The following is an 18,608-nucleotide window of genomic DNA, read 5'->3' as shown; positions in this document are numbered from 1 at the left end:
ATAACACGTCATACTTTTTAGGCGTCACCACACTTTATCACCCATAAGTAATTATCAATTAATGAGTTACGACACTTATAACAAGATTACAACGGATCAATACTATAAAGAGGTAGAACAGTATTACTATTCTCATTTCTTACAAAGAGAGGTAAAACTGAGTATTTTTCTCCCAAAAATAGATAGAGAAAAGCCTTTTAAGGCTCTATTTGTTAACGATGGACAAGATATGGAAGCTGTAGGAATGTTATCTACACTTAACTATCTGTACGACCTCAAAATGATTGGGCCAATGGTAGTCATTGGTATTCACTGTAGTCCTAGCAGAATTGATGAATATGGGTGTATTGATGCTGCCGATTATATGAACCGTGGTGACAAGGCAGAGCCCTACTCAAGATTTGTTGTTGAGGAATTGATTTCGTTTATCAGAAAAGAGCATAACATAACGACGAATCCGCAAGGAGTTTCATTTGCAGGTTTTTCTTTAGGTGGATTATCTGCTTTAGATATAGCATGGCATTATCCAAACCATTTCTCTAAAGTGGGTGTATTTTCGGGATCTTTCTGGTGGAGAGACAAACCTGCAGAAGGAGAATATAATGATGATATTGACCGTATTATGCACAGAACAATTCAGAATTCTTCAAAAAGAGAAGGAATGAAATTCTGGTTGCAAACAGGTACTCATGACGAAACATCCGATAGAAATAACAATGGAATTATCGATTCTATTGATGACACTTTGGATATCATTAGAGATCTTAAGAGTATCGGATACAATGAAGACAGTGATATTACCTATGTCGAAATAAATGAGGGTGAACATAACTTCTATACCTGGTCGGCAGTTCTTCCTAGCTTTCTAACTTGGTTATTTGACAAAAGCCATAAAGTAGAAATTTCTTCACAACAGAAATTAGCTCGTCGGAGGCATACTTCATGGTTTCAGCTCAATGCTTTGGCAGAGGCTCCGGAAGTGGATATCATCAAAATAAGTGATCGATTTGATATTCCTCAATTAGGAAAAAAGAGAGCTGTTTGGGCATTGCTACCCAAAGGTTGGGAATCTTATAAAGAGCGATATCCTGTAATGTATCTCCATGATGCTCAAAACCTTTTTGATAAAAATGCACCTTATGGAATGTGGGGTATTCATCAAAGTTTATCAGAAATGATAAAAAATGATCAGAAAATGATGGTTATTGCCATCGATCATGGTGAAGAAGAAAGAATAAAAGAGTTCTCCCCTTTTGAACTTGATAAAAAGCAAAGTGGAGGAGCAAAAAAATACATCAATTTCATTATCGATACATTAGTACCTTATATCAATAGAAACTTCCCTTCTAAACAAGGAAGAGAGTTTAGTGGTATAGGTGGAAGCTCTATGGGAGGTCTTGTTTCCTTATTTTCAGGATTATATAGACCTGAATCATTCAAGAAATACATGATTTTCTCTCCATCGTTGTGGTATTCCAAGAACATTTATAGTTTTGCACAAAGAGTTACCCCTTCTTATCCTTCTGATATCTATTTTTATTCAGGTGGACAAGAAAGTGAAAACTTAATTGATGAAATTAACCTATTAAGAGAGATTCTTGTCGAAAGAGGTTTCTCTAAAAATAACCTGCCTTTTTCTATTTGCCAAGAAGCAGATCATTCTGAAGCTGCCTGGGGCAAAGAGTTTCCAAAGGCGATGCAAAAACTGTTTTTTGAATCGTAAAAAGATAAATTTATATCCAAACTTTATTACTGTTATGTCAACAAACATTTTAATTGATTCTGTTGTTTCTTGGGAGATGCCAAGACTCCAACTCTATACCAAGCAAGATTGGGAAGAAAATGTTGATGAAATCGCCAAAGAATGGAAAATTACCAAAGCCATTCTGACCAACGATTTCAAAGCAGAACTTGGTGAATCAATCGTATTAAGAAGAAAAGATCAAAAAGTTACTCTTCTTGGATTAGGTGATACAAAATCATTTAAAAAGATTGAAGATGCAGTAAGAAGTCATGTCTTCAAAAGCAAAGACAAAATGGGTAAGGCCTATATCATAGACTTACATTGCTTAACACATAAGCTCCATAAGATTATCGACCCTATTATTTCGGGTATTTTATTGGGTCATTATATGCTTAAAGGTATCGCCCCTCAGGTGGATATACATTTAGATATTCCTAAGAAAAATAAAGGGAAAATTATTCTAGCAATTGAGGATGCTAAGAAAGTTGCAGAAGCGAAAATGTGGACCATGTATTTGGTAGACACTCCATCAAATATCATTGACCCTCAGGGTTTTGCTGATGAAATTGAAGCTAAATCTAATGACTTTGGCTTTGATGCCACCACTTTTAGATCTAGAGAAGGGCTGAAAACTTTAGGGCTTCATGCTGTATTAGCTGTTAATGCTGGAAGTAGTAATTTACCTTCTTTTTCTATCCTTGAATATACACCTAAAAAACCAATCGCAAATATTGCGTTTGTAGGGAAAGGTGTCACTTTCGATACCGGTGGAGTATCTATTAAAGGGTCACAAAATATGCATTGGATGAAATGTGATATGGGTGGAGCTGCTGCAGTTGCAGGTGCTATCGCTGCTATCGCCTCATTAAAACTTCCGATTGCAGTTACCGGTTTTATTCCTGCTACTGATAATATGGTAGATGGCTCCTCAGTAAAGCCTGGAGATATCATTCAATCTCATTCAGGGAAAACTATAGAAATCATCGATACAGACGCAGAAGGTAGACTTTGTTTAGCTGACGGAGTTTCATTTGCCTCAAAAATGAAAAACTTTGAGCATATAGTTGATATAGCTACTCTCACAGGATCTTCAGTAATGACACTTGGTTATGAAGCTGGAGCATTATTTAGTAATAATGACGAGACTGCTGAGCTAATTACAAAAGCAAGTGATGTTTCCGATGAAAAAGTATGGCAACTTCCACTTTGGGATGAATATGCGAAAGGTATTCAATCTGATATTGCAGATGTAAAAAACTATCCTGGTTACCCTGCCGCTGGAGCTATTACTGCGGCAAAATTTATCCAAGCATTTGTTCCTGAAAAAACAAAATGGGCACATTTGGATATTGCAGGTGTAGCTTTTGGAGCAAATGGTTACGGAAAAGATAGAAATGCCACTGGTTATGGAGTCCATTTATTAATGGAGTTCGCCAAACAAGTCATAAAAAACAATCAATAATAATTAATGATAGGAGGTCTTACCTACCTCCTATCATTTTCTCATATAAACCTAAACTTAACGACAAACCCATACAATGAAAAATTCGAACAGACCATTGTCGATTTTATGTGTATCGTGCTACTTTAAAGGAGAAGACTTTTTAAGAGGTGCAAAAGACACAGGAGCAAAAGTCACTTTGCTTACGGTAAAAGATCTAGAGCATCAACCTTGGCCACATGAAGCTATTGATGAAATGATCTATTGTGGTCAATCTCCTGCTGACTGGAACTATGAACATGTAATCAAAGGTTTAGCCTATAAATTTAGAGAAGAACCTTTCGATGTAATAGTTGCACTAGATGATTTTGATGTTGAGAAAGCTGCTTATTTAAGAGAGCATTTCAGAATTGGTGGAATGGGTCAAACAACCGTTCGTCACTTTAGAGATAAACTAGGAATGCGTTTAAAAGCACAAGATGCTAATATTGACATCCCTAAGTTTACTGCTCTTTTTAGTAATGAAGAAATCAATCAATATTTAGATGAAGTGGAAGGACCTTGGCTAATTAAACCAAGATCAGAAGCATCTGCATCAGGTATCAAAAAGGTGAATACTAGAGATGAATTCTGGAATCATGTGCATAGCTTGGGTGATGAAAGAGACGAGTTTCTAGCAGAAGCTTTTAGACCTGGAGATGTATATCATGTAGATAGTTTATCATTAAATGGTGAAGTAATCTTTACAAGAGCACACCGATATATGAATACTCCTATGGAAGTTGCACATGATGGAGGAGTTTTCAGAACTCACACATTATCACATAGAGCAAAAGAAACAAAAGAGTTACTACAACTAAACAAAGAACTTTTATCTACTTTTGGTTTGAAACATGGGGCATCTCATTCTGAGTTTATTAAAGACCATGCTACCGGTAAATTTATATTTTTGGAAACAGCATCTAGAGTTGGTGGAGCTAATATTGCAGAAATGCTAGAAGCCTCTTCAAATATCAATTTATGGAAAGAATGGGCTAAGATTGAATATGCTGTTGCTACAGATACAGAATACAAATTACCTAAAGTAAAAAATGAATATTCTGGAATTATCGTTTCTCTAGCAAAACAAGAATGGCCAGACCTTCATTCATACAATGAAAATGAAGTGGTATGGAGAATGAATAAAAAGCATCATGCAGGTGTTGTGGTTAACCATAAGAAACAAGATCGAGTAATTGAATTACTAGAGCAATATGCTTCTCGTTTTTATCAAGACTTTTTCGCAACCATGCCTTCAACAAGAGATAGGCCTGCCATCTAAATTTATAATCACCCCACCTTTCAATTATGAAAGGCTATACATATATAAACAAATTTCACGATGAGACGTCACATTGCAGGTTGGCATAGCCCAAGACTGAATAAATGGATGGATATTGTAACCTATGGTCATTATGGACCTGCGTTATTACTTTTCCCAACTGCAGCTGCAGATTATTTAGAATATGAAAGATTCCAATTGATCGAATCTTTAAGACCTTTTATTGATGCCGGTAAATTAAAAGTTTACTCCATCAACAGTATTAATACTGAATCTTGGATGAATAATCAGATGCATCCAAGACATAAAGCCGAACGTCAGGAAACATTTAATCATTACATATATGATGAGGTAGTTCCTTACATTTTTAACGATTGTGGTGGTCATACTCCTATTATTCTATCTGGAGCGTCATTTGGAGCTCTTCATTCGGCAAATATTTTCTTTAAACGTCCTGATTTATTTTGGGGATTGATCGCAATGTCTGGAGATTATCAATTGCATTCTTATACTAAAGGGTATTCTGATGATCTTACTTTCTTTAATTCACCGTTAAGTTATCTTCCGGGATGGCATGATCATAATATCATCAATCAATTAAAGAATAAACAAATCGTACTTGCCACTGGGCAAGGTAACTTTGAGAAGCCTTCAGCAGCTATTGAGTTATCACATGTACTCAATGCAAAGGAAGTACACAATAATTTAGAGGTTTGGGGACATGATATCCATCATGACTGGCCTACCTGGAGACAGATGTTACCACATTTTATTGGTAACTATTTTGTTCACTAATAAAAAAGCCAGCTTTAAGATCTTAAAGCTGGCTTTTTTATTTTTTTATATAAAGTCTTATTTAATGCCTTCACCAAAGTAAGTGTGTCTTTCTAAATACCAATTGGCAGCGTCTTTTTTCTTTCCTCTCCCTGTTTCATTAAGGATATCATCTAATGCTGCCTGTTCACCTCTTTCCGAAACTCCTTTTTGTTCAAAAATTGAAGTATCTGTGATAATAGCTTTTGAACTTAACATCAAAATATTATCTGTAGTAAATGGTGGTTCAATTGAAATAAGGTCACTATCACTTAAAGCAATTTTATCTTTATAATTTCCTTTTTTATCCTGACAAATTTGTTCTGTGAAGTTTTCAACTGCAACACCATTTGCTGGAAATAAAAGAGTCATTTCACCATTACTTTCTAGAAGGAAGATATATAAATAGCGATCATTACCATTCCATTTTTCAAATAGGTTAGGATCCTTATAAATCACCATTCCATACTTTTCTCCTTCTATTAAAGCTCCCTCTTTTACTAAAATTTGATCCGATTCTTTCTGTAAACCAAACTTGTATGGGAAATTTGCTTCATTAGCAGGAACGTTTGTCACTAACCAACCTTTCATATTTCCCAAACGTTTAGCAAAATCAGAAATTACATAAACTTTATCTTCTGATTTCCACATTGTTTCATCTGGAAATGGATTATGGTTCGTGTTATTATGTGCATGAGCTCTCAACCATGCATATTCTAGTTGGTTATTCTCATTATATCTACCTATTAATCGATAATCATAGACATCAGATTCTTTCACTAGCTCTACCTTTGGTTGAGCACTGAGATCACCCTGAATAGATTGAAAAACTTTTGTTGTTGGAGGAATTTCTAAATAGATTAACTCTCCGGCTTCCAAATCTTTCTTTTTTAGTGATTCGATTTTTGAAATTGAAGGAACTTTACTACCTAAAGAAACCGGATTTCTTCCGTTGAATATAGCTTCATAATTTTTTCCATTTTTATGAATAATCATTCCTACTTTAGCATCCAAAGGTGAGTACGCCATTATTCCCTCATCATTAAGGTAAACAGCCAATTCCTTCAAACCTTGTTCTTCTATCGTAGTAATTCCAATATCGGTCATCGTAACTTTTAAACGATTTGGACTAAATGGAGCCCACTTCGTCACCTTCAATAAATAACCTTCTTCTAATTTATTTTCACCTTTTATGATTTCTCCATAACAACCGTTCACTCCGAACAAGCGAGTAACTTTGACTACAATCTCATCTTCACCATAAGTTAACTCCGCTCCCGGAACCAGACCGATAGCAGCACCTCCATCTAGCGTTATTTTAAATTTAGCTTCTGCATCTATAACAGCTACATGTACTCCTTGTTTTGCATCAGCAACCTTCCCAAATAATGGACGACTTAACCTCTCTTCAGTAGCTTCCACTACAGGGTCTTGCCTAGGTACTGAGTTATATAAAATAATAGAATTAACTCTTTTAAAGATATCGTCGGCAGATTCATGTACACTACTCATCTGTAGTGCTTTCATTAAAGAGTAAGTAAAAACACCATGAGACTGTCCTCTACTGTCTTTGTATTCTTTCGCCAATTGATAATCCTGAGCTGCAGAAACTACCAACGCTCCTTCGTCAACAATTGATTTACTTAATGGAAACTCTTGATTTACATCTATATCATCAACAGGAACATATCTTGATTTTAACTCTTCAATATCAATTTTTCCTCTTGTTCCAGATCCTGAGAAGCAATTATCGAAGACAACAACTAATTCTCCTCCTTTCTGAGTTACTTGATACAAGTAATTATTTATTTCAACATCCAGTAAATACTCTCCTGTTCTTAAAACATCTGAAGGAACAATCGCCTCGTGTTTCTTATCCGCTTCATAGAATTTAGAATTGGAGATCTGAGCTCCATGTCCTGCATAATAAACGAATACTTGATCTCCTTTTGCAACCTTTTTGATTAGAGCATCAAAATTCTTTTGTATGGACTTTTTTGTCGTTGACTTTTCTGAAGTCAAAAGCTTCATGTTCTTTGATGAGAACCCATACTTAGCTTTCAAAATATTATAGATTGAAGTAGCATCATTTACGGCTCCATCAAGATTTTGCCACTCAGCAAACCTTGCTTTATTAGAGTCCATATAGCTATCAATACCAATAATTAGGGCATGTTTTTCTACAGCAAATAAGCTAGAAGTGAATAAAGAACAAAAGAGAAAAAAGGGTACTAAAAATTTCATTTTCAAGAGTTAAAACCCAACAAAACAGGAATATTAATCTAGTTTGATTATTATGTAATGTAAGATACGATCTACGCGATGGAATGTTTCTAATGTAGAATAAATATGTTATAATTATATAGAAATATACATTGGGAACGTTATTTACATACTAATTGTATAGATAATATCTATATATAAAGATACAACCTTTTCGTATACTAACACAACTATTACTTTTTTTCATGAAAATACTTATAACCTATACAACTATTTTCTTGCTTATTTCTTCTATGATTCATGCCCAAAATCAAAGACTACTTTTGGATGAACTAACTGAAGAAATAGAACCCAATTCTTCTGGAAAATATTTCCAAACAGATTCTATCTACACAATTAATGATATCAGAAGAAAGCACAATCTTTTTAGCAACTATAATGAGACTTTAAATTTAGGTTTTACAGATAAACAGGTTTGGATTAATATCCCTATTGATCATGATATTAACCATGCTCAATCATGGTACTTTGAAATTGATAATCCTAGCTTGGATTACCTAAAAATATACCTGATCGAAGAAGGGAAAAATAACTTTATTTCTTGGGAGATGGGTGATCTATTTCCTTTTAATTCAAGAATTATTGAACACAGGAATTTTATTATCCCATTAGACTTAAAACCGAAAACCAAATACCAACTATATATCAATGCCAAGTCATTAAATGCAATGTATTTGCCTCTAAAGTTTCATACTTCTGATTCATTCTTGGAGAGTAGTATGTTATCCGAGATGCTATTTGGTTTATACTTTGGGATTATTCTGATTATGATTATCTATAACTTAATGATATTCTTTTCATTAAAGGACATCAATTATCTGTTATACATCTTTCCTATTTTCGGCAATCTATTTTTCTTCAGTAGTGAAACAGGTCATAGTTTTCAATACTTACATCCATGGAGTATTTTCATGCAAAAAGTGAATATCCCTATTGCAATCAGTTTTTGGATTACCACATCAACGGTATTTACACTATCCTTTCTTAAAGCAAAAATATATTCGAAACCTATGTATTATGCTCTTTTAGTAATGATGTCATTCGGTATACTATTAGGAATATTCTCTTTATTTGGCACCTATGAAACGGTAATGGGCACCATGAATAAAGTATCTACCTTAAATGCCATAGTTCTGATCACATCCGGAATAGTAATTTATAATAAAGGAAATAAGTTTGCTCGATTTTTTATCATGGCATGGGCAGTATTCTCATTAGGAATATTTACTCACAATTTAGCTCTTATGGGCATTTTACCTCTAAATTTCATAACGGACAATGCTTTGAGTATTGGAGTGATTTTAGAGATCACTTTACTTTCTCTTGCCTTAAGTGATAAATTTAAAATTATACAGAGGGAAACAGAAATCGTTCAAGCAAATTTATTTAAGCAACAAGAAAATGATAGAAAGACATTAGAAAGAAGAGTTAAAGAAAGAACTCGTCAAATGGAAAAAATGTCTTCTGAAGCAGACCGATATACGCGTAAAATTGAATCTGCTTACGGTGAGATTCAAAGCATGAACCAAACATTAGTATCACAAAACTCTGAAATTGAATTACAGAAAAAACAACTTTCAACAAAAAATGAGAAAATAACTGCAAGTATCAATTATGCTCAAAGAATTCAGCAAGCTATTTTACCCTCAGATAAAAGCATAAAACATTCATTCGAAGACTCATTTGTCCTTTTTAGACCAAAAGATATTGTATCTGGTGATTTTTATTGGCATCATGAAACAGATAAGCATATATTTATAGCCGCAATAGATTGTACAGGTCATGGTGTTCCAGGTGCATTCATGTCTATGATTGGAGAGCGTCTTTTTAAAAAGATTGTAGTCACTGATAAGGTATGGATGCCCAACAAAATACTTGACCGTTTAAATAAAGCAATTATCGGCGAACTTCATGAAAAAGATGAAGGAACAAGAAAGTTAAAGGACGGAATGGACTTGGCCATTTGTGTCTACGAAAAAAGAAATTCTATTCTTAACTTTGCTGGTGCTAAAAACCCTTTAATTTATATCGCTAATGATCGATTATTACAGATTAAAGGAGACAAAATGAGTATTGGAGCAGCAGATATTGAGAAATTCAAATACAAACTTCAACGAGTAGTAATTACTGCTCCCACTTCATTTTATATTGCGTCTGATGGTTATCAAGATCAGTTTGGTGGACCTCAGAATAGAAAAATCGGCAGAAAAAAGTTCAGAGAGCTTTTATTTATGTTATCTAAACTTCCTTTCGACAAACAGTTACTTTCACTTAACCAATTCTTAAACCGATGGATGGAAGGTGAAGGAAAAAAAGAAAATCAAATCGATGACATTTTAGTAATCGGTTTCCAAATTAATCCTTAGTATGCGTAATTTTTTTGTATTTCTAATCATTTCATTTTTTTCACTACAAAACGCAAATGCACAATGGTTAAATGAAAACCTAGAAGGAAAATGGATTGGTACAGTAGATTTTGAACTATATCCTGACTTGGTTTTTGTTAACATCGACTCAGTGATAAAAGTAAAACTATTCTATCATCAAGAAGAAACAGAGAAAGTTGAAAACTATAAAGAAACCTCCGATTCTCTTACTTTTCAGATCGATACACCTTCAATGGCTGCCACTTACAAAGGTGAAATCCTAAATGATAGTACGATCATGGGTAAGCTTGAAGTAGGTTTCAAAACTATCAATTGTAACTTAATTCGAGTAGCTTCTATCGACATCAATGACATGGGTAGTCTTCTAGGATTCTTTAGTTTCGAAGATGGCCGTATTATACAAATTGAGCCTTTTTATATTGATGGCACTACACACCCACTAAGAGTATTAGATTTCTATAACGGTAAGCAACGTATTTTATATCCAATTTATAAGGATAAGAATAGAGTAACATTTGCCGCAGGGCCTAAGATGGCTACTTCGTATCCAACAGATTTTCATATAACTTTATTTAGAAATGATGCAGGAGAAGCACTACGTTTACAATACGATTCATTTACTGAAGGAACATCCTTGAAAGAAGGTAAACGTCTGCAAGAATTAGCCAATATTAAAGAGATTACTGTAAAGAATAAAGATATTGATATCGAGGGAACACTGACGTATCCTAATATAGATCACAACAAAATACCTTTGGTCATTTTTGTTCCAGGAGCAGGTCCTCAATTTAGAGGAAATATGTTTGATGAATATGTGAGAACACTACCATATTACGGCATTGCTACATTCGTTTATGACAAAAGAGGATGTGGCCTTTCCACTGGAGATATTAAATCTGCTGACTTTAATGATTTAGCTTCTGACTTAACTCAGATTATCAATAAGTTGAAGAAAGCGAAACATATTGATGCTGACCGAATTGGTTTGGTTGGTTTTGATCAAGCAGGTTATGTGATGCCAATTGCAGCTTCTGAAAGAGATGACCTTAAATTTATTGTCAATATTTCAGGTTCAGTATCCTCTTTCGCAGATCAAGAAAAACAAGCTTTAGAGCAACGACTAAGAGCGGATCAGTTTACTCAATTTGATATCGACCTCACTCTGAAATATCAAAACCTATTAATGAAATATTTAGAGGATGGTCAGAAAACACCAGAGCTTACTGAAGCTGAAAATGCGATCCTCGTAACACCAATGACTGAATATGTCACGACCTTAGATGAAGAAGATTATATTCAATGGTGGAAACGCTATTATAAGTTTGATGCGAAACCGTATTGGGAAAAATTAAATATCCCTGTACTAACATATTACGGTGAATTTGATAACATTCTTAATCCAACACTGAATGAGGAAAGAATAAAGACTTTCTCAAATACTCAAAATTTTGAGACTAAGATTATGAAAAAGTCTAATCACTTTATTATTCAAGGAGGAAAAAGAGGTGATGTCCAACTTACCGAAATCGAAGGTTATCATCCTTTCTTATTCAAGGACCTTAATGAATGGATAGGAATGCAGATGGGACTGATCAAGTAGTCCCAGCAAATAAAAAAGCCTTCATATAATATTATATGAAGGCTTTTTTATTCTTAATGATGAGAAATTATTCGTTAGACCAAGCTACTTTTCTATTTCTAGCATCAACATTTAATATAATTCTTAATGGGTTTGGAATAAGCACCAATTTAGTAGGCTTACTTTCCAACTCATCAACTTCTACTGGAACACCTTGAGAATGGTTACAGTCATATTGATTTCCTGTTTCATTCTCTCCTGTTTTAACATATTCTTGAGCAATATAACTTAATGGAGAAAGCACCTCAGTATCTACTGAAAAGTCCTCATGGACGTCACCAATAATATCTTCTAAAGCTTCACCATGTTCATCGATGAAATCATCTTCAAGGTCATGCAACTCATCTTCAATATCATCATATGATTCGTCTTCATATGATAAAGCATTTAATTGTTGGCGTTTTTCAATAATAGCAATAAGTGCCTTGTCGATTGCTGTTGTATCCATATTCTAATTATCTAAGCAGTAATAGCTACTACTGCTTGGGTTAATCATTTTTTAAAGTTGTGAATATCTCATTTCCATTTTTAGGATGCAAGAATATTCTCCTTTCTAATATAAATAATGAAATCAATTAATAAAAAGATTTAATCAGCTTCTACCTTAACGGCAACTTGTAATGTATCTCTTGAAAATTGTCTCATATAAACATCAGAAAGATCTATTTTAAGTTCATTTAGAGTGGTTTCCTTGTAATTTTTAAAGGTAATCAACTCCAACCCAGTAGTCACTTGAACTACGAATTTGTCACTAAAAAGGTCCTTCAGTTTATCAATTTTACTTGTTTCGTTATTAGTACATATTGACAAAGAAAGTGCTGAGTTTTTAATCATATTGATCTTAATGTTCAAACGAGCACATTCACTAAAAACTACTCCTAAGTCTCCTTTCGAAACATTTAAGTAATCTTGTTCTTCAAACCTGATAATCGCTTGGCTAGGTTTGAATATCACTGAAGTGGTTGTAGGGTAATCAGAAAAGTCTCCAATCACTGTTCCCTCTTTATCCGGTTCTAAAAACGAATTGACATATAACGGAATGTTTTTTAATGCCAACGGACGTATTGTTTTTGGATGAATAACGGTTGCCCCATAATAAGTGAGTTCCGCCGCGTACTTATAGGGCAACTGTTTAAACAGCGTTACCTCATCAATTCTTCGTGGATCACTACTCATTATACCCGGAACATCTTTCCAAATGCATACCTTTTCTGCATCTAAACAATACGCGAAAATTGCTGCAGAGAAATCTGATCCTTCCCGACCTAAGGTTGTCGTTTTATTATTAATTGTACCACCAATAAATCCTTGTGTAACTACAATACTGTCTTGTATCATTGGTTTCACATCATTTTGTATCATTTTGGTGGTCCAAGCCCAATCTATATCTCCCTCTCTCCAATTATTATCTGTCTGAATATAAATTCTTGCATCTAAGAACTGAGTATCCACTCCTTCCTGGTTTAAATAAGCCGATACGATATGAGTAGATAAGAGCTCACCAAAACAGACTACTTGATCATACAATTCATCATCAGAAAAGTATCTTAATTTTAAGTAAGATTCTAGATCACAGATTAGTTTTTCAATCTGCTGAAAAATACTCGCTGATGGGTTGTTAAAAAGCCCCTTTGCAATATCAAAATGAAAAGTTCTTAATTGGTCAATATGTTCCTGATAGTCAACACCTCTAAGGTAGTCTACTACAACCCTCTCTATAAGGTTTGTGGTTTTACCCATTGCAGAGATGACTACGACTAGGTTTTTCTGCTCAGAACAATTTTTAATAATGTCTTTTACATTGCTAACTGCTTCAGCACTTTTTACTGAGGCACCTCCGAATTTAAAAACTTGCATATCTTCTGAGTTATTGGTTAAAAAAATGAATAGTTAAGTATAAGAGGTATTACAAAAATAAACTTTTATTTCAATGATACCACTTTAACCTAACTATTCATCAAAAGTATATGCATCCTAAGAGATGCTTTCTTATTTAGTCGATTTTAATCTTTTCGATAGCTGCTTTAGGATCTTCAGCTCCAAAAACATAACTACCTGCAACCAATACCGTTGCACCTGCCTCAGCTAATTTATCATAGTTTGAAGCATCTACACCTCCATCAATTTGAATCAACACATCAGCACCTGCTGCATCGATCATTGATTTAAGCTTTCTTACTTTGTCATAAGTAGAAGGAATAAACTTTTGCCCGCCAAATCCTGGGTTTACAGACATGATACAAACGTAATCGATGTCGTTTAATAAGAACTCCAAACAATCTAAAGAAGTATGTGGATTTAAAGCCACACCAGCTTTTAAACCTAACTCTTTAATGTTTTGAATAGTTCTATGAAGATGAGGACAAGCTTCAGCATGTACAGAAATCATATCTGCTCCTGCTTTTTTGAAAGCTTCCAAATAACGATCTGGTTGTTCGATCATTAAATGAACATCCATAGGTTTCTTAGCATGCTTTTTAATTGCTGCACATACTGGTAAACCAAATGAGATGTTAGGGACAAACATACCGTCCATAATATCAATATGGAACCAATCTGCTTTACTGTCATTGATCAGTTCAACATCTCTTTGAAGGTTGGCAAAATCAGCCGCTAGAACCGAGGGTGCTATTATTGTTTTCATTCCTTTGTAAGTAAATCTTTAACACCAAAACTATGGTGTTGAAATTAACTAATTCTTATTCGGGGGCAAATGTAATTGTTTTTTATGGAATGGCTAATAGATGACCAATATTATCTATTACAAAGCCTTGAAAATTGATGACTTACCAAGGTATTAAACCTCATTAACAGTTAGAAGTACACTTTATATAACACTATTTAGATTTTTAACTATTTATAATTGATATAAATGTGTTATTGAAATCGGTTTAAATAAGAATATTTAATGTTTTACATATATTTTTTCACTGTGTAAAGCATACACTTAAATTGTAAATAGGAAAAGATTCCTTAGTTTGCATATCATACAGAAAACTATACTTTTTGAAAAATAAGATGAGTAAAAAATTACCACAAATAGTAAAAGATGACCCGTGGTTAGAACCACAAACAGAGCAAATTGAGGCACGTATCAATTCTTATAATCAACTAAAAAATGATTTAACGAATAAGTATGGTAGTCTATACAATTTTGCTGGTGCTCATACTTTCTTAGGAATTAACTATGATGCTACTAACAACGGTTGGTGGTACAGAGAGTGGGCCCCTGCTGCACATGCTTTGTTTTTAACGGGCGACTTTAACAATTGGAATAGAGATTCTCATCCTTTAAAACGAATAGAAGGTTCTAATGAATGGAATGGTGTCTGGGAGATCTTCTTACCTAAAGAAGAATATAAAGATACATTTGTTCATGGTAGTTTCATTAAAGTAAGAGTTTTATCACAATTAGGTGATCAAGATAGAATTCCTGCTTATATCGAAAGAGTAGTTCAAGAACCTAACTCTCCTAACTTCAAGGGACAGGTTTGGTTCTCTGATCAAACAAATTTTGATTGGTCAGGTGATGATTTTAAAACAAGTTCAATCCATACTCCTATTATCTATGAGGCACACGTTGGTATGTCTCAAGAAGAGGAGAAAATGGGTACATATAAAGAGTTTACAGATCATGTATTACCAAAAGTCCGTGATTTAGGTTACAACTGTATTCAACTAATGGCTGTACAGGAACATCCCTACTATGGATCATTCGGTTATCATGTAAGTAACTTCTATGCTGCCACTTCTAAATTTGGTACTCCTGAGGAATTAAAGCAATTAATTAAGACTGCTCACAGTATGGGAATTGCTGTTATTATGGATATTGTCCATTCACATGCCGTAAAAAACCATAATGAGGGTATTAATGAATTTGATGGTACTGTCTATCAGTATTTCCATGCAGGAGAGAAAGGTGATCACCCAGATTGGGATTCAAAACTTTTCGACTACAGTAAATGGGAAGTTATTCAGTTCTTAGCTTCAAATGTTAGATATTGGTTAGAGGAATATCATTTCGATGGGTTCCGTTTTGATGGTGTTACTTCAATGATGTACCATCACCATGGCCATGCTGGGTTTGGTAGTTATGACGATTACTTTAACATGGGTGTTGACGTTGATGCTGTAAGGTATTTACAATTAGCCAACGAAATTGCTCATGATATTAAGCCGGACGTTATCAGTATTGCTGAAGATGTTTCTGGTATGCCTGGTCTAAGTAGAGCTACTCAAGATGGTGGTGTTGGTTTCGATTACAGATTATCAATGGGTATTCCTGATTTCTGGATTAAAATCTTAGAAGAACAACAGGACGAAGATTGGAATATCTGGGATTTCTGGTCGGTAATGCTAAACAGAAGAGCAAATGAAAAGGCCATTGCATATAGTGAATCTCATGACCAAGCATTAGTTGGTGATAAGACTATTGCAATGTGGTTAATGGATGCTGAAATGTATACCGGAATGGACAATGAATCTGGAAGCATAGTAGTAGATAGAGGAGTTGCACTTCATAAAATGATTCGTTTCCTTACTTGTGTTTTAGGTGGTGAAGGTTACTTAAACTTTATGGGTAATGAATTCGGTCATCCGGAATGGATTGATTTCCCAAGAGAAGGTAATGGATGGAGCTACAAGTATGCAAGAAGACAATGGTCTTTAGCAGAAAATGGCTTCTTAAGATATCAGAAATTAAATAATTTTGATGCAGCAATGATCCATTTGGTAAGAGATCATCACACATTGGAACCTGATACTCCAGTAAATCTTTTAAATATGGATACAGATAACAAAACGATCTGTTTCCAAAAAGGTGACTTAGTATTTGTATTTAATTTCCATGCAAATCACTCATTACCAAACTACAAATTCTTCGCAGGAGAATCAGGTTCATATGAGATCCTTTTCTCATCTGACGAGAAGAGATTTGGGGGTCATGATAGAATTAATACAGAAGATCGTTTCTTTACTGATGAAGATAAGTGCATCTCTATTTATAATACGAATAGAACAGCTACAGTCTTTAAAAAAGTAGATTAATACGTCCTTCAATAGCAATAGAAAAAGCCTGAGCAATACATTTTGCTCAGGCTTTTTTATTATTAAATTTTAATAACCCATCTTCCTAGAAATTAGAAAATGAAAAAAGTCAGTAAGCAAAACTATGCCTACTGACTTTTTTTGATTTAGGAAGAACTCCTATTATTATTACCCTTATTCAATAACTCTATAGTTATCAAACTCAGCTGTATTCCACCATACTGTTTTACCATACATAGTGTTAGTAATACCAGTTGCTGCTTCTGACCAGTTAGCTGCGTTTGCAGTTTGCTCAGAGATCGCATATGGGAAACGGAATGGTAAACCTAAACCTTTATATTGTGTACCACCTCTTACAAAAGTTAACTGAGGGAAGTTTGTTCTTCTTACTTCAGTGAATACCTCAGGACCGTTTGTAAATAATGAGATAAACTTTTGTTCAGCGATTAGTTGTGCTGCTTTACCTGCATCCCAAGCTACGTTTGGTTGTGCAATGGTTCTGTTGTAGTGCTCGTCAACGTTAGAGTAAGCAATCTCTACTTCATAACCATCTTCTTCGATCACTTTTGACTCTGCAAAAGAAATTGAACCATTTTGCTCACCAAATGATGCTGTTTTGATACCATAATTATCAGCTAATAAGTATTGTCTTTCAAAAGAAGCTCTAATACCATTGTTATATGCTGTTTGAGGATCACCTGCTGCACCAATTCCTAAAACAGCTGCAGCCTCGGCTTTGATAAATTCTAATTCAGAATATGACATTACATGAGAAACACCATTTGGAGTTACTCTGTAAAGAACACCGATACGAGATCTTTCTGCTAATTTGAAATCTTCGCTCTTCGGCACACCGTTTTCTTGACCTACATATTGAATATCTGCTGCGTTACCAGTAGAATCAAATACTGTGATAGAAGCTGGAGTTGGTGTAGCGTAGATATACATACGAGTATCTTTTCTAGCTTTCAACATGTCGATCATTGTCTTAGAAGAAGAGTGATCGTCACGCGCATCACGAACATAGTTCTCGAAGAATGGATGCTCGTATGGTTGTGATCCAGAGTAAGTTAACATTGCATCATCCTCCACCGAAGTAAATACAGGATATTTACCAGCATTCGAAAAGATTTTTGTTAACCCTTCTTGTGCTTTACCTTGATCTACTTTTGAAATATGGATATAAAGACGAGCAGCTAAAGAGTTCGCAAACTTTTGCCATTTTTTAGCATCACCACCATAGATCATATCCGCTTGTGATTCAACATTACCACCACCTGCTAATAACTCGTTAGCTGTTTCTAACTGTACAAAAAGATCATCATAAATATCTTTCTGAGCGTCATATTTAGGTTGAGTGATTGTCTTCTCATACCCTAATGCAACAGTTTTGAATGCCTCAGAATAAGGAATATCACCCCAAACGTCTGTCATTACTGAAAAGAAGTAAGAACGCATCACTAAGATTGCACCTTCCATCGCTTCTAAATCAGCAACATCATATGCAGGATCACTTGCTAAAAGCTCCTCCTTAGTGTTTCTTACACTATGTAAAGCTAATTCTAAATCATACATTGAAGCAGATCCATTTGTACTTGAACCTGATAACATGTACTTCCAGTATCCATCAATAGCACCAGATCTATACTCATACCAGTCTTCGTCGATGTATTGAATTTTAGCAAATTGTTGTGCCCATAAACCTGAAGCTGTCATGTTGAAGTCCTCAGCTTGAACACCGTAAATACCACCAATTCTTGAGAAAGTTGCGTTGGCAAATAAGTTACCTGGATTAACCTCCGAAGGGTAGTTTGGATTTACTTGCATATCATCAAAGTCTTTGAAACAAGAAGTTGTTCCTAAAGAAATCATTAATGACGCTGCATATATTAATAATTTTTTCATTCTTATTGAAGTATTAAGTCAGGAGGTTT

At 34.5% G+C, this 18,608-nt stretch carries 12 protein-coding genes; 7 read left to right on the top strand and 5 right to left on the bottom strand.

Going from position 1 to position 18,608, the window contains the following annotated elements:
- The first annotated feature begins 61 nt into the window (after positions 1-61).
- The 4 genes from HGP29_RS13865 to HGP29_RS13850 all read left to right on the top strand — a co-directional run bounded on the left by HGP29_RS13865 (position 62) and on the right by HGP29_RS13850 (position 5,301).
- On the top strand, positions 62-1,723 hold the full coding sequence (locus tag HGP29_RS13865; protein WP_168883021.1) for an alpha/beta hydrolase-fold protein: 1,662 nt from the start codon (positions 62-64) through the stop codon (positions 1,721-1,723).
- Positions 1,724-1,757: 34 nt separating this feature from the next.
- Positions 1,758-3,206 (top strand): leucyl aminopeptidase family protein, encoded by a 1,449-nt coding sequence (locus HGP29_RS13860; RefSeq protein ID WP_168883020.1) that lies wholly within the window; start codon positions 1,758-1,760, stop codon positions 3,204-3,206.
- 76 nt (positions 3,207-3,282) lie between these two features.
- On the top strand, positions 3,283-4,506 hold the full coding sequence (locus HGP29_RS13855) for an ATP-grasp domain-containing protein (protein ID WP_168883019.1): 1,224 nt from the start codon (positions 3,283-3,285) through the stop codon (positions 4,504-4,506).
- Between the two features lie 60 nt (positions 4,507-4,566).
- Positions 4,567-5,301 carry an esterase family protein gene (locus tag HGP29_RS13850; RefSeq protein WP_168883018.1) on the top strand — a complete coding sequence of 245 codons (735 nt, stop codon included), beginning with the start codon at positions 4,567-4,569 and terminating at the stop codon, positions 5,299-5,301.
- Between the two features lie 57 nt (positions 5,302-5,358).
- Here the strand turns inward: HGP29_RS13850 and HGP29_RS13845 are convergent, their stop codons facing one another.
- Positions 5,359-7,563, bottom strand: a complete 2,205-nt coding sequence (locus HGP29_RS13845; RefSeq protein ID WP_168883017.1) for a caspase family protein — start codon at positions 7,561-7,563, stop codon at positions 5,359-5,361.
- A gap of 224 nt (positions 7,564-7,787) precedes the next feature.
- Here HGP29_RS13845 and HGP29_RS13840 point away from each other — a divergent pair, with 224 nt between their 5' ends.
- Positions 7,788-9,968 carry a 7TM diverse intracellular signaling domain-containing protein gene (locus tag HGP29_RS13840; RefSeq protein WP_168883016.1) on the top strand — a complete coding sequence of 727 codons (2,181 nt, stop codon included), beginning with the start codon at positions 7,788-7,790 and terminating at the stop codon, positions 9,966-9,968.
- 1 nt (position 9,969) lies between these two features.
- A complete protein-coding gene (locus tag HGP29_RS13835; RefSeq protein WP_168883015.1) occupies positions 9,970-11,589 on the top strand; it encodes an alpha/beta hydrolase in 1,620 nt (539 codons plus the stop codon).
- Between the two features lie 67 nt (positions 11,590-11,656).
- On the opposite strand, the gene HGP29_RS13830 is transcribed toward HGP29_RS13835, so the two are convergent.
- The 3 genes from HGP29_RS13830 to rpe all read right to left on the bottom strand — a co-directional run bounded on the left by HGP29_RS13830 (position 11,657) and on the right by rpe (position 14,272).
- On the bottom strand, positions 11,657-12,076 hold the full coding sequence (locus tag HGP29_RS13830; protein WP_168883014.1) for a hypothetical protein: 420 nt from the start codon (positions 12,074-12,076) through the stop codon (positions 11,657-11,659).
- Positions 12,077-12,216: 140 nt separating this feature from the next.
- Positions 12,217-13,485, bottom strand: a complete 1,269-nt coding sequence (locus tag HGP29_RS13825) for an aspartate kinase (RefSeq protein WP_168883013.1) — start codon at positions 13,483-13,485, stop codon at positions 12,217-12,219.
- A gap of 136 nt (positions 13,486-13,621) precedes the next feature.
- Positions 13,622-14,272 carry a ribulose-phosphate 3-epimerase gene (rpe, locus tag HGP29_RS13820; RefSeq protein ID WP_168883012.1) on the bottom strand — a complete coding sequence of 217 codons (651 nt, stop codon included), beginning with the start codon at positions 14,270-14,272 and terminating at the stop codon, positions 13,622-13,624.
- 374 nt (positions 14,273-14,646) lie between these two features.
- Between rpe and HGP29_RS13815 the strand changes: the two genes are divergently transcribed.
- On the top strand, positions 14,647-16,674 hold the full coding sequence (locus tag HGP29_RS13815) for an alpha-amylase family glycosyl hydrolase (protein WP_168883011.1): 2,028 nt from the start codon (positions 14,647-14,649) through the stop codon (positions 16,672-16,674).
- Between the two features lie 174 nt (positions 16,675-16,848).
- On the opposite strand, the gene HGP29_RS13810 is transcribed toward HGP29_RS13815, so the two are convergent.
- Positions 16,849-18,579 (bottom strand): SusD/RagB family nutrient-binding outer membrane lipoprotein, encoded by a 1,731-nt coding sequence (locus tag HGP29_RS13810; RefSeq protein WP_168883010.1) that lies wholly within the window; start codon positions 18,577-18,579, stop codon positions 16,849-16,851.
- Between the last annotated feature and the right edge of the window lie 29 nt (positions 18,580-18,608).

Origin of the sequence: Flammeovirga agarivorans (assembly GCF_012641475.1) — a bacterium.
In the GTDB taxonomy this organism is placed as follows: Bacteria; Bacteroidota; Bacteroidia; order Cytophagales; family Flammeovirgaceae; genus Flammeovirga; species Flammeovirga agarivorans.
This window is presented reverse-complemented; position numbering and strand designations above follow the sequence as displayed.

Bases quoted from the DNA above. Each gene is read 5' to 3' on its own strand.
- HGP29_RS13865 (WP_168883021.1), top strand. From the start codon at position 62: ATGAGTTACGACACTTATAACAAGATTACAACGGATCAATACTATAAA.
- HGP29_RS13860 (WP_168883020.1), top strand. From the start codon at position 1,758: ATGTCAACAAACATTTTAATTGATTCTGTTGTTTCTTGGGAGATGCCA.
- HGP29_RS13855 (WP_168883019.1), top strand. From the start codon at position 3,283: ATGAAAAATTCGAACAGACCATTGTCGATTTTATGTGTATCGTGCTAC.
- HGP29_RS13850 (WP_168883018.1), top strand. From the start codon at position 4,567: ATGAGACGTCACATTGCAGGTTGGCATAGCCCAAGACTGAATAAATGG.
- HGP29_RS13845 (WP_168883017.1), bottom strand. From the start codon at position 7,563: ATGAAATTTTTAGTACCCTTTTTTCTCTTTTGTTCTTTATTCACTTCT.
- HGP29_RS13840 (WP_168883016.1), top strand. From the start codon at position 7,788: ATGAAAATACTTATAACCTATACAACTATTTTCTTGCTTATTTCTTCT.
- HGP29_RS13835 (WP_168883015.1), top strand. From the start codon at position 9,970: ATGCGTAATTTTTTTGTATTTCTAATCATTTCATTTTTTTCACTACAA.
- HGP29_RS13830 (WP_168883014.1), bottom strand. From the start codon at position 12,076: ATGGATACAACAGCAATCGACAAGGCACTTATTGCTATTATTGAAAAA.
- HGP29_RS13825 (WP_168883013.1), bottom strand. From the start codon at position 13,485: ATGCAAGTTTTTAAATTCGGAGGTGCCTCAGTAAAAAGTGCTGAAGCA.
- rpe (WP_168883012.1), bottom strand. From the start codon at position 14,272: ATGAAAACAATAATAGCACCCTCGGTTCTAGCGGCTGATTTTGCCAAC.
- HGP29_RS13815 (WP_168883011.1), top strand. From the start codon at position 14,647: ATGAGTAAAAAATTACCACAAATAGTAAAAGATGACCCGTGGTTAGAA.
- HGP29_RS13810 (WP_168883010.1), bottom strand. From the start codon at position 18,579: ATGAAAAAATTATTAATATATGCAGCGTCATTAATGATTTCTTTAGGA.